This is a genomic window from Pseudomonas fluorescens Q2-87 (assembly GCF_000281895.1).
Lineage (GTDB): Bacteria > Pseudomonadota > Gammaproteobacteria > Pseudomonadales > Pseudomonadaceae > Aquipseudomonas > Aquipseudomonas fluorescens_S.
In genome coordinates this window covers 1,585,605-1,599,900 of the sequence record NZ_CM001558.1, presented here as the reverse complement: position 1 = coordinate 1,599,900, position 14,296 = coordinate 1,585,605, and the positions used below count along the sequence as shown (strand labels likewise).

Below are 14,296 nucleotides of genomic sequence, written 5' to 3'. Positions count from 1 at the left end.
GCATTATACGGAGCGGCCGGATCGCGACCAGCCCCGGCAACAATTACCGCTCGCTGTAGGAAGCTGACCATCAATTCCTAGGAAAATGCTGTCAACGTGAATGGAAAAGTCGTTCAGCTCAGTTAACATGCCGGCCATTCTTTCGTTATCAAAGGCTGTGCCGTGTTTCTTGGCCCTTCCCGTTCAGGTTCGTCATTGCTACTGGCGCTGGTCATCAGCCCGCCAGTGCTGGGCGACGACCTGTTCGTGGACAGCCAACCCCTGCCCCAAGTGCTGACGGCGACGCGCCTGAAGCAATCGCCAGCGGCGGTGCCAGGCAGCATGACGGTGCTGGACAGCGAGTTGATCAAGGCCAGCGGCGCGCGGGACATCAGCGAATTGCTGCGCCTGGTGCCGGGCATGATGGTCGGCAATATCAGCGGCAACCAGGCGGCCGTGAACTACCACGGCACCAACGCCAGCGAAGCGCGACGCATGCAGGTGTTGATCGATGGCCGCTCGGTGTACCGCGCCGGCCTGGCCACGGTGGACTGGAGCGATATTCCGGTGGCCATGGAGGACATCGACCGCATCGAAGTCTTCCGTGGCCCCAACACGGTCAGCTACGGCGCCAACGCGCTGATGGCGGTGGTCAACATCATCACCCGCGCCCCCGCCGACAGCCACGGCACCCGATTGAAAATCACCCGGGGCCAGCGTGGCATCAGCGACTGGTACGCCAGCCAAGGCACCGGCTGGGACGGTGGCGACCTGCGGCTTTCGCTGTCCGGGCAGGAAGATGATGGCTTTGACAGTGACCGCAACGGTGCCGACTACCGCGACAGTCGGCGCCTGAACCGCTTCAATCTGTCGGTCAGCCAGACCCTGGACGAGCAGCAAAGCATCGATTGGCAATTGAATGCCAAGGATGGGACCAACCAGCGGCCCTATACCTACCGCCCGGTGTTTGCCGGCATTACCGCCGCTGGGGATAACTCCGATGTCATCGCCAAGGATTACGCTGGTTCGCTGCGTTGGAACCTGGACCTGAATCCTGACCACAGCCTTTATGTACAAGGCTCGGTCCAGCACTGGGATCGCCAGCAGACCTGGCGTGCCTGCGACGCCGAAGTGTCCTTCAGCCCGCAATTGACCGACCTGTGGCAGCTCAACCCCAACTATGCCGAGAAGCTGGCGCGCAATATCACCCGTTTCACCGGCACCGGCGCACCGGCCGGCACGCCACAGGAGCAGGCACTCGCCAATCAGGTGCTCGACCAATGGCGCAACGGCGCCTCGCAGACCTTGTGCGGCGACATCGACCAGAGCGCCCGCGAATCACGCTACGACCTGGAAATCCAGGACACCCTGAGCCTGTCCGACAGCCTGCGCCTGGTCACCGGGGCCAACTATCGCTACGACCGGGCCGACTCCGAGACGTACTTCAATGGCACGCTGGACGACTCCACCTGGCGGCTGTTCGGCCAGCTCGAATGGCGGGCCAGCGAACACTGGCTGTTACAGGGCGGCGCGATGTTCGAGGACACGCGCCTGACCGGCAGTTCGCTGACACCCCGGGTGGCGGTCAACTACCTGATCACTCCGCGGCATGGGCTACGGGCGGTGTACTCCGAAGCCGTGCGTTCGCCGGACATGTTCGAAAACAACGTCAACTGGAGCTATCAGGTCACCAATCTGCAGCCCGCCGCCTTCGGCCAGCGCAGCGCCCGTTATTTCGTCCAGACCCGCGGCCCGGGAAACCTGGAGCAGGAACACATGCGCTCGCGGGAATTGGGTTATAACGGTTACTTTGCGGACCTGGGCCTGACGGTCGATGTGAAGCTGTTCCATGACGAGATCACCGGCATGATCAGCGAACCGCTGCGCAACAACCAGTACATAGCCAGCAACGCCAACCAGTCCCGGTTCTCCGGGACCGAGACCCAGCTCGACTGGCGCCTGACCACGGCCGACCGCCTGCGCCTGACCTATGCCTATGTCGACGCCCAGGCCAGCAACCCGCTGGACGAGCAACTGACCGCCCGCAACAGTGGCTCGGCCGGTTGGCTGCGGGACTGGGGCCAGGGCTGGAACAGCGCCGTGTTCTATTACGCCGCCGACGCCCTCAATGGCTACCGCTTCGAACGGGTCGACACCCGCCTTGCCCGTCGCATCCCCCTGGGCAAGGCCAACCTGGAACTGGCGGGCGTCCTGCAGCAGCGCCTCGATAACCAGCCCACCACGTTCATCGACAACCGCTACGACTCCCGACACGTCCTGTACTTCAGCGCGGAGTTGTCCTTCTAGATGTTCCGGTGCCGACTGCGCATGACGCCATTTCATGGCCGCCTGTCGCGGGTGCTATGCCTGGTATTGGCCGGTTGGCTGGCATCGTTCGAGGCCCGGTCCGCCGAGATTCTGTTGACCGGCGCCGAGGACAGTCCCGGCGTACAGTCTTTCACCCAGGCCCTCGGAGCCTTGCGCCCCGAAGACACGGTGCGGTTTACCCCGTTGTCCGGCCTGCCAGCACCGGGAAAACTGCCTGGCAATGTGCGCCTGGTGCTGCTCGACCTGCCCAGCCTCGACTGGCGCCTGCAAGAGGTCCGCGGACCGGCCACTCTGGTATTGCGAATCAGCCGTCAACAGGCCCGGGACCGTCTGGGCGAAGCGACGCCCGATCACCTGAGCCTGCTGTGGAGCGATCCTCCCGTGGCACGGCAACTGCGGCTGATTCGTGCTCTGCTGCCGCAAGTCCGGCGGGTCGGCGTGCTGTATGACAGGCACAGTGAATTTTTGCTCCAGGACATTCGGCACGCAGCCGGGCCGCTGGGCCTGGAGATCGTCACCCAACGCTGGAACGACACCAACGACAGCCGCCCCCTGCAAAACCTGCTGGGTCAGAGCGATGTGCTGCTGGGCCTGGACGACCCCGACCTGTACAACCCCAAGACCGTGAAAAACCTGTTGCTCAGCAGCTATGCCCGCCAGCGTGCGCTGATCGGGCCCAGCGCCGCGTTCGTCAAGGCCGGTAGCCTGGCCAGCACCTACAGCGACCAGGACGATTGGCTGGCGATCCTCGACGAGCTGCTCGACCGCCCTGCCGCGACCTGGCCCCGCACGCTGTATCCGGACCGTTTCAAAGTCCTGGGCAACCAGCAGGTTTCCCGCTCGCTGGGGATAGAACCGATTGACGCCGAATCCGTCGCTGCGGCGTTGGCCGAAGGAGAACACCGCCCATGACCTTGCGTCGCCGTTGGGACATCAATACCCGCACCCAGCTCATCGCCCTCGGCCCGGCCTTGCTGTTGACCGTGCTGCTGATCAGCTTCTTTACCTTCGTGCGGATCCAGGACCTGCGCCAGGAGCTCAATCACACCGGGCAACTGATCGCCAACCAACTGGCCCCCGCCACGGAATACGGGGTGATCTCCGGTAACAACGAGGTCCTCGAAAGCCTGCTCACCGCGACCTTGGCGACACCCCACGTGCGCTTCCTGGAAGTTCAGGACAGCACCGACAAGATATTGGTTTACGTCGAACAACCCGAGCAGACTCGCAGCCGCTCCCAACAGGTGGAAGTATTCCAGGCCCCGGTTCGCCTGCAGCGCATTGCCTTGAACAATGATTTCCTGCAGGGCAACAGCGGGTCGACCGAAGCGCCGGGAGAGGATTACCTGGGCCGGGTGGTTGTCGGTATGTCCAGTGACGCCTTCAGCCAGCGGCAACAGGAAATCCTCTTCAAGGCGGCGATCCTGGCGCTGTTCGCCTTGCTGTTCACGTTCCTGGTGGCACGCCGCCTGGCCGCTAATCTGTCGCGGCCGATCCGCGACATCGGCGATGCGGTCAAGGCCATCCAGCAAGGTGACTACAGCACCCCGCTGCCCATCGTCGACGATGCCGAACTGGGGGCGTTGTCGCGGCACATCAACAACCTGGCCGGCGGGCTGGAACAAGCCAGCCGGGAACAGCACCAGGCCATGGCGCAACTGATCAAGACCCGGGAAGAAGCGGAGAAGGCCAACAGTGCCAAGTCCGATTTCCTGGCGATGATGAGCCATGAATTGCGCACGCCCATGAACGGCGTGCTGGGCATGCTGCAACTGCTGGAAACCACGCGGATGACCGACGAGCAGCAGGAGTACACCGCGCTGGCTTCGGAATCCACCGAACACCTGCTCAAAGTGATCAACGACATCCTCGACTTCTCGCGCATCGAGCGCGCGGCCCTGGAACTGGAGCACATCCCGTTCAACCTGGCGGAATTGGTGGGCAGTTGCGCCCAGTCGTTCCAGCACAGCGCCGCCCAGCGCAAGCTCGGCCTGGACCTGCTGATCCCGGACGACATGCAAGCCTTGCAGGTCCAGGGCGATCCGACGCGAATACGGCAGATCCTGGTGAACCTGATCGGCAACGCGCTGAAATTCACCGAGCAAGGCCGTGTCACGGTGCAATGCCAGTGGCAAGCGCTGGACCACGAACTGCTGTGGTTTACCTGCACTGTGCGCGACAGCGGCATTGGCATTCCGGCCGAGAGCCTGGAGCGCATGTTCGACGCCTTCCAGCAGGCCGACAGCTCGATTTCCCGGCGCTACGGCGGCACCGGCCTGGGCCTGCCGATCGCCCGCACCCTGGCCGAGCGCATGGGCGGCACGTTGCGGGCCCAGAGCGAAGAAGGCCAAGGCTCAGTGTTTACTTTGGAAATTCCCCTGGCCTTGTCGCGCCAGACGCCAGCGACCCTGGCGCCGCGACAGCCTGTCCGCAGCGGCGATGGCGCAGGCCGCAATGTGCTGCTGGTGGAAGACAACCCAGTGAACCAGACGGTGATCGAAGCCATGCTCCGCAGCCTGGGCTTCACAGTCAGCGTCGCCACCGATGGCGCCCAGGCCGTACGCAGCGCCGAAAGCCTGATCTTCGACGCGATCCTCATGGACTGCCGGTTGCCCATCATCGATGGCTACGAAGCCACGCGCCAGATCCGCCAGTTGCCTGGCTGCACCGAGGTACCGATCATCGCCCTGACCGCCAATGCCTTGCAGGGCGACCGCGAAGCTTGCCTGGCCGCCGGCATGAACGATTACCTGGCCAAGCCGTTCAAAAGGGTTGACCTGCAGCAGGTTCTGCAGCGCTGGGTAAATTAGTACAGGTCTCAAGACCATCTGCGACTGGCGTGAAAGGCGAAAGTGCGGCAGTCTTAGGCACCCGAACAAGCCTCGACGGGGCTTGAATAAAATTTTCAGTGCACAGGTGTACATTCATTTCCCGTGCGCTGTGACTTTCACTACAACGCAATAGTCTATGAGTAGGCTGTCGATTCGAGGCATGAACGCTTCGATCGGCCGGGAAGATTTGCCCCACCCTGCCGCATGGGACTATTGAGGAGCTCGCATGACCAAACAAAACGCCTTTACCCGGGAAGATCTGCTGCGCTGCAGTCGCGGTGAGCTGTTCGGCCCAGGTAACGCGCAACTGCCCGCCCCGAACATGCTGATGGTGGATCGCATCACCCTTATCAGCGAAGAGGGTGGCAAGTACGGCAAAGGTGAATTGGTCGCCGAGCTGGATATCACTCCGGACCTGTGGTTTTTCGCTTGCCATTTCGAAGGTGACCCGGTGATGCCAGGTTGCCTGGGCCTGGATGCCATGTGGCAGCTGGTCGGTTTCTTCCTTGGCTGGCAAGGCCTGCCAGGTCGCGGTCGCGCCCTGGGTTCGGGCGAAGTGAAGTTCTTTGGTCAGGTCCTGCCGACCGCGAAGAAAGTCACCTATAACATTCATATCAAGCGCGTCCTCAAAGGCAAGCTGAACCTGGCTATCGCCGATGGCTCGGTCACTGTCGATGGTCGCGAGATCTATACCGCCGAAGGCCTTCGGGTCGGCGTTTTCACCTCCACTGACAACTTCTAAGGGTTATCCGCATGCGCCGCGTCGTTATCACTGGTCTGGGCATCGTTTCGTGCCTGGGCAATGACAAAGAGACCGTCTCCGCTAACCTGCGTGCAAGTCGCCCGGGCATCCGGTTCAATCCGGACTATGCCGAAATGGGTCTGCGTAGCCAGGTTTCCGGCTCCATTGACCTTCCCCTCGAAGAATTGATCGATCGCAAGATCTACCGTTTCGTTGGCCATGCGGCGGCTTACGCCTACCTGGCCATGAAGGATGCCATCGCTGACTCCGGCCTGACCGACGAGCAGGTTTCCAATGTGCGGACCGGCCTGATCGCCGGTTCGGGTGGCGCGTCGACCTTGAACCAGATGGAAGCGCTGGACATCCTGCGCGAGAAAGGCGTCAAGCGTGTTGGCCCGTACCGTGTCACGCGGACCATGGGCAGCACCGTTTCGGCTTGCCTGGCCACGCCGTTCCAGATCAAGGGCGTCAACTACTCGATCTCCTCCGCTTGCGCCACCAGTGCCCACTGCATCGGTACCGCGGTCGAGCAGATCCAGCTGGGCAAGCAGGACATCGTTTTCGCCGGAGGCGGTGAAGAAGAGCATTGGAGCCAATCGTTCCTGTTCGACGCCATGGGCGCCCTGTCCACCCAATACAACGAAACGCCGGAAAAGGCCTCCCGCGCCTACGACGCCAAGCGTGACGGTTTCGTCATCGCCGGCGGTGGCGGCATGGTCGTGGTCGAGGAGCTGGAACACGCCCTCGCCCGTGGCGCGAAGATCTACGCGGAAATCGTCGGCTACGGCGCCACTTCCGACGGCTACGACATGGTCGCCCCTAGCGGCGAAGGTGCCATCCGTTGCATGCAGATGGCCATGTCCACCGTCGACACCCCAATCGACTACCTGAACACCCACGGCACCTCGACTCCGGTCGGTGATGCCAAGGAAATGGAAGGCGTGCGCGCGGTATTCGGCGACAAGGCCCCGGCCATCAGTTCCACCAAGAGCCTGTCGGGTCACTCCCTGGGCGCCGCTGGCGTTCACGAAGCGATCTACTGCCTGCTGATGATGGAAGGCAACTTCATGGCTGGCTCCGCCAACATCGACGAGCTGGACCCGGCTGTCGCTGACATGCCGATCCTGACCAAGACTCGCGAAAACGCCACCATCGACACCGTGATGAGCAACAGCTTCGGCTTCGGCGGCACTAACGCCACCCTGGTACTGAAGCGCTGGCAGGGCAAGTAAGCCCCGCCGCTACACAAAAAACGCTCCGGCTGATTCGGGGCGTTTTTTTGCCTGCTTCTTATACCGCACAATTCCTATGGGAGCGGGCTTGCTCGCGAATGCGGTGGGTCATGCACATCGATAGTGCCTGACAGTACGCCTTCGCGAGCAAGCCCGCTCCCACAAGTTGTGCTGTGAGGGATGAGTGTCAGCGCACAACAAACCGCTGTTGCGCCAATAGTCGGTCACCCTGGAACACCATGAACCGCCATTCCCCCGGCACCACTTCGTGGCTTTCGGTGAATTCGTAGGCCATGACGTCCTGAGGGGCGCCGGGCACCAGTTTCTGGATGATCTCGAATTTATCGTGGCGCACGCCATCGGGGGTGCGGATGCCCGGCGTGAAGTACAACAGAGTCAACGGCTGGTCATCGGCGACCTTGCCCGCCAGTTGATAACGCATGCCGAACTTGGTGCCCAGCTTCGCCGGCACGCTTTCGGTCTGGCGGATCGGTTGGTTACTGCGCCGCAGGACCCGCTCCCCCGACTGCAGCTCGGCTTGCGTCCCTTCGAAAACGCCATACTCCACCGGACCTTCGACACGGACTTCTGCCTGGGCCAGGCCACAGGTCAACAACAGCGCGACCAGTGCGCTTGAACGGGTGAGGTGCATAGTGCGCTCCTTGATTGAGATGAGCGCGAGGGTATGACGCGGGGGTGACAGGCTGATGACAAACGTGCACACCGATAATCCGTGGCGAGGGAGCTTGCTCCCGCTCGACTGCGCAGCGGGGCCGCTACGCAGCCCAGCGGGAGCAAGCTCCCTCGCCACAACAGCCGTTTAGCGGGCTACTGAGCGAGGCAACACCGCCAAAAAGTTATCCCGCGCCACCTTCTTCGCGACATCTTCAGGCAAGGCATCCAGGAACGGATCGAAGCTGTGCAGTTGCTTACCGAGCTTGTTGAAACGCCCTACCACGTCTGATCCCACCATGAAGCGCTCCGGGAAGCGCTCCACGAGCTTTACCCACGCCTGCCGAGGCTTGCCCGCCTCGTCCAGCAAGTAGGGCGTGAGCAGGCTCCAGGACAGGTCGATGTAGAGGTTGGGGTAGGATTCAAGCATTCGGGTCAGGGTCGGCAACAGGAAATCCAATTGGGTCTGGTGACGATGGATTTCCATGCTGGTGCCGGCATGCGCCCAGATGAAGCGCGTGTGCGGATGATTACGTAACGGCTCTTCAATTTCCGCCAGGTACAGCGGATTTTTCTCACGCTTGGACGTGATGTTGGAATGCAGCATTACCGGCAGGTCATTTTCCGCCGCCAGGTGATAGATCCGCGTCATGGCTTCGTTGTTGGCGCGTGCAGTGTCGCCCGAGGTCAACGCGGTCAGGTCGTCATGGCGCGTGAATACTTCGCCGATGCCCTGCCACAGCCCCGGATACAGATCGAGCATGCGCTGGATATGCGCGTCGGAGTTCTTGTCGTTGGGATTGAACCCTGACAGGAAAGGATGAAAACGCTGGCGTTGTTCGGGGGTCAATTTGCCCACTGCAGCGGCCACGATCACGTCAGTGGCGCTGTACCAATAGGCGTCCGCATCGTCGCCGGCGTAATAGCGAGGACGCTTGGGTTCGTCCTCATGCCATTTCTTGGCCACCGGAATGCCGGAAATCATCACATGCTCAATACGATTGTCCGCCATCGCCTGGAGCAGCTTGGGCATCCCGGCGGTTTCCTGAAAGAAATCGACGTAATGCAAGTGAGCATCGCTGTAGGCATATTCGCGGGCCATGGCGCAAAAACTGGAAACAGCCATCAGGCAAGCGAAGATCAAGCGGGTCGTGGGCACGGGCACACTCCAGAGTGTCATGAGCAGCATAGACCCCAACCGTCCCGCACGGGTTCAAGGCATGCGTGCTGTGGCCGGGAGCGACGGGGTATGCTTGGCGCAACCGTTGTTCGCCCTGGAAGACACCATGACCACCCTCCTGACTGTTCGCCCCCGCGCTGAAGATGTCGAAGGCCAGCCGATTCTTCGCCCATTGCCATCCGCCAAGTGTCGCAGCGTCGGACCTTTCGTATTTTTCGACCACATGCTGCAAACGGCCTACCCGGCCGGCAAAGGCATGAACATCCGCCAGCATCCCCATATCGGCCTGTCCACCCTCACCTACCTGTTCGAGGGAACACTCCAGCACAAGGACAGCCTGGGCTCCGATCAGGTGGTGGAGGCTGGGGATGTCAGCTGGATGACCGCCGGCAGCGCCATCGCCCATGTCGAGCGCACGCCCGAAGCACTGCTGCAAAGCGGTTTCGTCATGCACGGGTTGCAAATCTGGCTGGCCTCGCCCAAGTCCCACGAACAGGGGCCAGGGCACTACAGCCATCATCCGGCACAGAGCCTGCCCGTCAGCGATAATCTGGGGGTCAGCATCCGTATGATCGCCGGGTCAGGCTTTTGCCTGGAATCGCCGGTGCCGGTGCTGTCTCCTACGCTGTACGCCGAACTGAACCTGCAGACCGCAACGACATTGCTGATTCCCACCGAGCATGCAGAGCGGGCGTTGTATGTGTTGAGCGGCGAGGCGTTGCTGGACGGCGAGCCGGTTGAGCCTCACTCGTTGGTGATATTGCCGGTCGGGGAGGAAATGACGCTGTTTGCCGAGAGTGATTGCCATGCCGTGCTGTTCGGCGGCGCACCGCTGGATGGTCCGCGGCGGATGAACTGGAACTTCGTCTCCAGCGACCCGGCCCGGATCGATGAGGCGCGCCAGCGCTGGGCGGCTGGCGACTGGCCGACCGTGCCGGGGGAAAGCGAGCGGATCGAGCTGCCCTGATTTCAGCGGTGCCTGGCTGGGCCCCTTCGCGAGCAAGCCCGCTCCCACAAGGACCGAGTTGCTCACAATATTGTGGGCATTGCAGATCCACTGTGGGAGCGGGCTTGCTCGCGAAGGGGCCAGCTCTGACACCAACAATACTCAGCGCCAGGCCCGACCTCAGCCCTTGAACACTTCATCCAGCAAGTTATGCATCGACCTGAACGCCCGCCCGGCGACCTTGGCGTTGTACATCATCTTGCCCGGCACATTGGCCTGCGGGTCGGTGAACGAGTGCACCGCTCCGCCGTAGCTCAGCAGTTGCCAATCCACCCCGGCAGCGTTCATTTCGTCTACGAAGGCCGGCAGTTGCTCCTTCGGCACCAGCGGATCCGAGGCACCGTGCATCACCAGCACCGAACCCTGGATGTTCTGCGCATCTGCTGGGTTCGGAGTATCCAGCGTGCCGTGAAATGAAATGGTCGCTTTCAGCGGTGCGCCAGTACGGGCCAGCTCCAGGGCGCAGCAACCACCGAAGCAGAAACCGAACGTGGCGAGTTTCGACGTGTCGACCTGCGCGTCGCCCTGGCTTTGCAATTGCTCGAACGCCGCCTGCATGCGCCTGCGCAACAGAGCCCGGTCGCTCTTGAGAGGCATCATCGCCGCGCCCGCTTCGTCGGCGTTGCCCGGGCGCACCTTCTGGCCGTAAAGATCGGCAATCAACACCACGTAGCCATTGGCGGCCACCGATCTGGCGATCTCCTCGGCACCCGCACCAACGCCCATCCAATTCGGTGCCATCAGCAAACCCGGGCGCGGGCCCTGCTGATTGACGTCGAAGGCCAGGCGGCCCTCATAGTCTTGACCTTCGATCTGATAGACCAGCGAACGAACCGTAACCTGACTCATGACGGACTCCTCTTTAACTGAATATCAGAAATGAAAAAACCCGCCGAAGCGGGTTTTTCCTGCACTTGATTAAGCTGACAGTTCAACCAGCAGCTTGTTCAGGCGGCGCACATACGCCGCCGGGTCCTTCAGGCTGTCGCCGGCCGCCAGAGCTGCCTGGTCGAACAGGATGTGCGAGAGGTCGCCGAAACGCTCTTCGCTCTGTTCGTTGTCGAGCTTCTCCACCAGCGGGTGGGCCGGGTTGAATTCGAAGATCGGCTTGGAGTCCGGCACTTTCTGGCCGCTGGCTTCGAGGATCTGGCGCATTTGCAGGCCGAGGTCCTGTTCGCCGATGGCCAGGATCGCTGGAGAGTCGGTCAGGCGGTGAGAAACCCGCACTTCGCTGACGGCGTCGCCCAGGGCAGTCTTGATCCGTTCGACCAAGCCTTCCTTGCTCTTGGCGACTTCTTCGGCAGCTTTCTTGTCTTCTTCCGAATCCAGGTTGCCGAGGTCCAGGTCACCGCGCGCAACGTCGACAAAACTCTTGCCGTCGAATTCGTTGAGATAGCTCATCAGCCATTCGTCGATGCGGTCGGTCAGCAGCAGCACTTCGATGCCTTTCTTGCGGAAGACTTCCAGGTGCGGGCTGTTCTTGACCTGTGCATAAGTTTCGCCGGTCAGGTAGTAGATCTTGTCCTGGCCTTCCTTGGCGCGGGCCAGGTAATCGGCCAGGCTTACGATCTGCTCGCCATCGTCACCCTGGGTCGAGGCAAAGCGCAGCAGGCCGGCGATCTTCTCTTTGTTGGCGAAATCTTCGGCCGGGCCTTCTTTCATCACTTGGCCGAAGTTCTTCCAGAAGCCCTTGTACTGCTCTGGCTCGTTCTTCGCCAGTTTCTCCAGCATGTCCAATACACGCTTGGTCAGCGCCGACTTCATGGAGTCGATGATCGGATCTTTCTGCAGGATTTCCCGCGATACGTTCAGCGACAGGTCGTTGGAGTCCACCACACCCTTGATGAAGCGCAGGTACAGCGGCAGGAACGACTCGGCCTGGTCCATCACGAATACGCGCTGTACGTAGAGTTTGAGGCCACGCGGTGCTTCGCGCTGGTACAGATCGAACGGCGCGCGGGCCGGCACGTACAGCAGCGAGTTGTATTCCAGCTTGCCTTCGACCTTGTTATGGCTCCAGCTCAGCGGGTTTTCGAAGTCATGGGCGATGTGCTTGTAGAACTCTTGGTATTCCTCATCCTTCACCTCGGTGCGTGGACGGGTCCACAGGGCACTGGCGCGGTTGACGGTTTCCCACTCCACTTCGGGCTTTTCTTCGCCTTCGGCAGCGGTGACTTCCTTCGGCAGCTCGATCGGCAGCGCGATGTGGTCGGAATACTTCTTGATGATGTTGCGCAGGCGCCAGCCATCGGCGAACTCGTCTTCACCGGATTTGAGGTGCAGCACGATGCGAGTACCGCGATCAGCCTTGTCGACGGTGGCAACTTCGAACTCGCCCTCGCCCTTGGACGACCAGTGCACGCCTTCGCTCGCAGCGAGGCCGGCACGGCGGCTGAACACTTCGACTTGGTCGGCGACGATGAACGCAGAATAGAAACCAACGCCGAACTGGCCGATCAGGTGGGAATCCTTCTTCTGATCGCCAGACAGGTTCTTCATGAAGTCGGCAGTGCCGGACTTGGCGATGGTGCCCAAGTGCGTGATCACTTCTTCGCGGCTCATGCCGATGCCGTTGTCTTCGAGGGTGACGGTTTTCGCGTCCTTGTCGAAGCTCACTCGGATCTTCAGCTCAGCGCCACCTTCCAGCAATTCAGGCTTGGAAAGGGCTTCGAAACGTAATTTGTCGACGGCGTCGGAGGCGTTCGAAATCAACTCGCGAAGGAAAATTTCCTTATTTGAATACAGCGAGTGAATCATCAGGTGCAGCAGTTGCTTCACCTCGGTCTGGAAGCCCAGGGTTTCCTTTTGAGTTTCCACGCTCATGGTCATCAAACTCCAAGTGGATGGTGGTGTCCGCCTCGCAGAGATTGGCGGCGGGATGTCCTCAAGGTGGGGGCAATGGGGATGATTTCAAGGGCGATCGGTTTTTGTGGGCTCCTGGATTTTGAAATGTGCCCGGGCGGTGGCGATGGGTTCGGCCTCAACGTCTTGCCAGGCGGTGATCGCGACGTTGGCCACCCGCCGCCCTTGGCGCCAGACCTGGCATTTGGCGTAAGTGTCGCGAAACTGCCCGGTGCGCAGGTAATCCAGCGAAAAGTCGATGATTTTCGGCACGCCCGGGGCGCCAGTGGCGATCAGCAAATGGACGGCAGCGGCCAATTCCATGAAACCGGCGATGACCCCGCCATGGATGGCAGGCAACAAAGGGTTACCAATGTTGTCCTTGTTGGCCGGCAAGCGGAACACCAGCGTATCGTCCTGGCGCGTGCACTCGACGCCGATAAGTTGCGCATAGGGGATCGAGGCCAGTAGCCGCGCGTAGTCGCCCTGCGCGCAAGCCTGGCGCAGTTGTTCCTGGGTGATGTCGGTCATGGCCGGTCCACGGCAGCCATCGGGCCGCTCTTGCTTATGCCCCGGGCGTGCTGGCCGAGGCGCATGAACGTACCCACCACATGGGCGATGGGCTGCTCGGGGTCGTCTTGATAGGCAAAACCACGGGTGAAGATCACGTCCGGGGTGACCCGATAGCATTGGGCGAAGCCGTAGACATCCTTATGAGGCTCGGCGGCGTGCATGTAGTCGATGCGCAGGTCCAGGGTCGGGCAGACCTCGAATTGCGGGAGAACGCACAAGGTCGACATCCCGCAGGCCGTGTCCATCAATGACGTCAGCGCGCCACCATGGATAATACCGGTGAGTGGGTTGCCAACGATGCGGGGACTGAAGGGCAAAATGACCGTCAAGCCTTCACGATTGGCGCTGTGCAGCTTCAAGCCCAGTACTTGGCAATGCCTGAGCGCCGATAAAAAGCGTGTCGCGCGCTCAAAAACAGGGTCTTCGACCATTTGTTAACCGCTCCGGTAAAGGACAGGGCCTGATAGCAGGCGCCACCTGTAAAGTTCCATCCGATTGGAAAGTTATATATCTATGACAAAGCAGGAACTTAATCTTGGGGGCTGCGCTCAAACGGCCAGTAGTTATTTCCATAAGGAGAAACACCCCATGCGTAAGACTTTAGCTATTGCCTTGATGTTGACCGCCTCCCTCGGTCTCGCTGCCTGCGATAAAAAATCCGAGGACAAAGCTCAAGATGCCAACCAACATGCTGAACAAGCTCAGCAAGACATGAGCAAAGCACAGGATAAAGTGAACGACGCGGCGAAAGAAAACGCCGAAGCCGCCAAAGATCAGGCCGAATCGAACAAAGCCGCCACGCAGGAACAAGCTCCTGCTACCGCGCCTAAAACCAACTGATCCGGTTTTAGCGGCAAAAGAAAACCCGCCTGGTGCGGGTTTTCTTTCGCCTGTCATTCAAGGAATTGTCTG

13 protein-coding genes are annotated in these 14,296 nt (G+C 61.1%); 7 read left to right on the top strand and 6 right to left on the bottom strand.

Translation table 11 applies throughout. The features are described 5' to 3' along the window. Window positions 1-162: 162 nt before the first annotated feature. From PFLQ2_RS20430 to fabB, 5 genes are all read left to right on the top strand, one after another. A complete protein-coding gene (locus PFLQ2_RS20430) occupies window positions 163-2,286 on the top strand; it encodes a TonB-dependent receptor plug domain-containing protein (RefSeq protein WP_003179269.1) in 2,124 nt (707 codons plus the stop codon). Then, window positions 2,287-3,219, top strand: coding sequence for an ABC transporter substrate-binding protein (locus tag PFLQ2_RS20435; protein ID WP_003179268.1), 933 nt, complete (start codon window positions 2,287-2,289; stop codon window positions 3,217-3,219). After that, window positions 3,216-5,117, top strand: a complete 1,902-nt coding sequence (locus tag PFLQ2_RS20440) for an ATP-binding protein (RefSeq protein ID WP_003179266.1) — start codon at window positions 3,216-3,218, stop codon at window positions 5,115-5,117. Before PFLQ2_RS20435 ends, PFLQ2_RS20440 begins: the two co-directional genes overlap by 4 nt. Before the next feature lie 247 nt (window positions 5,118-5,364). Continuing rightward, complete coding sequence (gene fabA, locus PFLQ2_RS20445; protein WP_003179264.1) at window positions 5,365-5,880, top strand: 3-hydroxyacyl-[acyl-carrier-protein] dehydratase FabA; 516 nt, start codon at window positions 5,365-5,367, stop codon at window positions 5,878-5,880. Between the two features lie 11 nt (window positions 5,881-5,891). Next, complete coding sequence (fabB, locus tag PFLQ2_RS20450) at window positions 5,892-7,112, top strand: beta-ketoacyl-ACP synthase I (protein ID WP_003179256.1); 1,221 nt, start codon at window positions 5,892-5,894, stop codon at window positions 7,110-7,112. 187 nt (window positions 7,113-7,299) lie between these two features. On the opposite strand, the gene PFLQ2_RS20455 is transcribed toward fabB, so the two are convergent. Both PFLQ2_RS20455 and PFLQ2_RS20460 read right to left on the bottom strand, forming a co-directional pair. Continuing rightward, complete coding sequence (locus PFLQ2_RS20455) at window positions 7,300-7,764, bottom strand: DUF3859 domain-containing protein (protein ID WP_003179254.1); 465 nt, start codon at window positions 7,762-7,764, stop codon at window positions 7,300-7,302. A gap of 168 nt (window positions 7,765-7,932) precedes the next feature. Continuing rightward, complete coding sequence (locus PFLQ2_RS20460; RefSeq protein ID WP_172680591.1) at window positions 7,933-8,949, bottom strand: amidohydrolase family protein; 1,017 nt, start codon at window positions 8,947-8,949, stop codon at window positions 7,933-7,935. Between the two features lie 121 nt (window positions 8,950-9,070). Between PFLQ2_RS20460 and PFLQ2_RS27625 the strand changes: the two genes are divergently transcribed. Further along, window positions 9,071-9,931, top strand: a complete 861-nt coding sequence (locus tag PFLQ2_RS27625; RefSeq protein ID WP_033046423.1) for a pirin family protein — start codon at window positions 9,071-9,073, stop codon at window positions 9,929-9,931. Between the two features lie 159 nt (window positions 9,932-10,090). Here the strand turns inward: PFLQ2_RS27625 and PFLQ2_RS20465 are convergent, their stop codons facing one another. The 4 genes from PFLQ2_RS20465 to PFLQ2_RS20480 all read right to left on the bottom strand — a co-directional run bounded on the left by PFLQ2_RS20465 (window position 10,091) and on the right by PFLQ2_RS20480 (window position 13,815). After that, window positions 10,091-10,819 (bottom strand): dienelactone hydrolase family protein, encoded by a 729-nt coding sequence (locus tag PFLQ2_RS20465; protein WP_003179249.1) that lies wholly within the window; start codon window positions 10,817-10,819, stop codon window positions 10,091-10,093. Window positions 10,820-10,888: 69 nt separating this feature from the next. Continuing rightward, window positions 10,889-12,793 (bottom strand): molecular chaperone HtpG, encoded by a 1,905-nt coding sequence (gene htpG / locus PFLQ2_RS20470; RefSeq protein WP_003179247.1) that lies wholly within the window; start codon window positions 12,791-12,793, stop codon window positions 10,889-10,891. 87 nt (window positions 12,794-12,880) lie between these two features. Then, window positions 12,881-13,342 (bottom strand): PaaI family thioesterase, encoded by a 462-nt coding sequence (locus PFLQ2_RS20475; protein ID WP_003179246.1) that lies wholly within the window; start codon window positions 13,340-13,342, stop codon window positions 12,881-12,883. After that, window positions 13,339-13,815 carry a PaaI family thioesterase gene (locus tag PFLQ2_RS20480; RefSeq protein ID WP_003179244.1) on the bottom strand — a complete coding sequence of 159 codons (477 nt, stop codon included), beginning with the start codon at window positions 13,813-13,815 and terminating at the stop codon, window positions 13,339-13,341. The genes PFLQ2_RS20475 and PFLQ2_RS20480 overlap by 4 nt, the downstream gene beginning before the upstream one ends. 157 nt (window positions 13,816-13,972) lie before the next feature. Here PFLQ2_RS20480 and PFLQ2_RS20485 point away from each other — a divergent pair, with 157 nt between their 5' ends. Then, window positions 13,973-14,224 (top strand): hypothetical protein, encoded by a 252-nt coding sequence (locus PFLQ2_RS20485; RefSeq protein WP_003179242.1) that lies wholly within the window; start codon window positions 13,973-13,975, stop codon window positions 14,222-14,224. The last annotated feature ends 72 nt before the right edge of the window (window positions 14,225-14,296 follow it).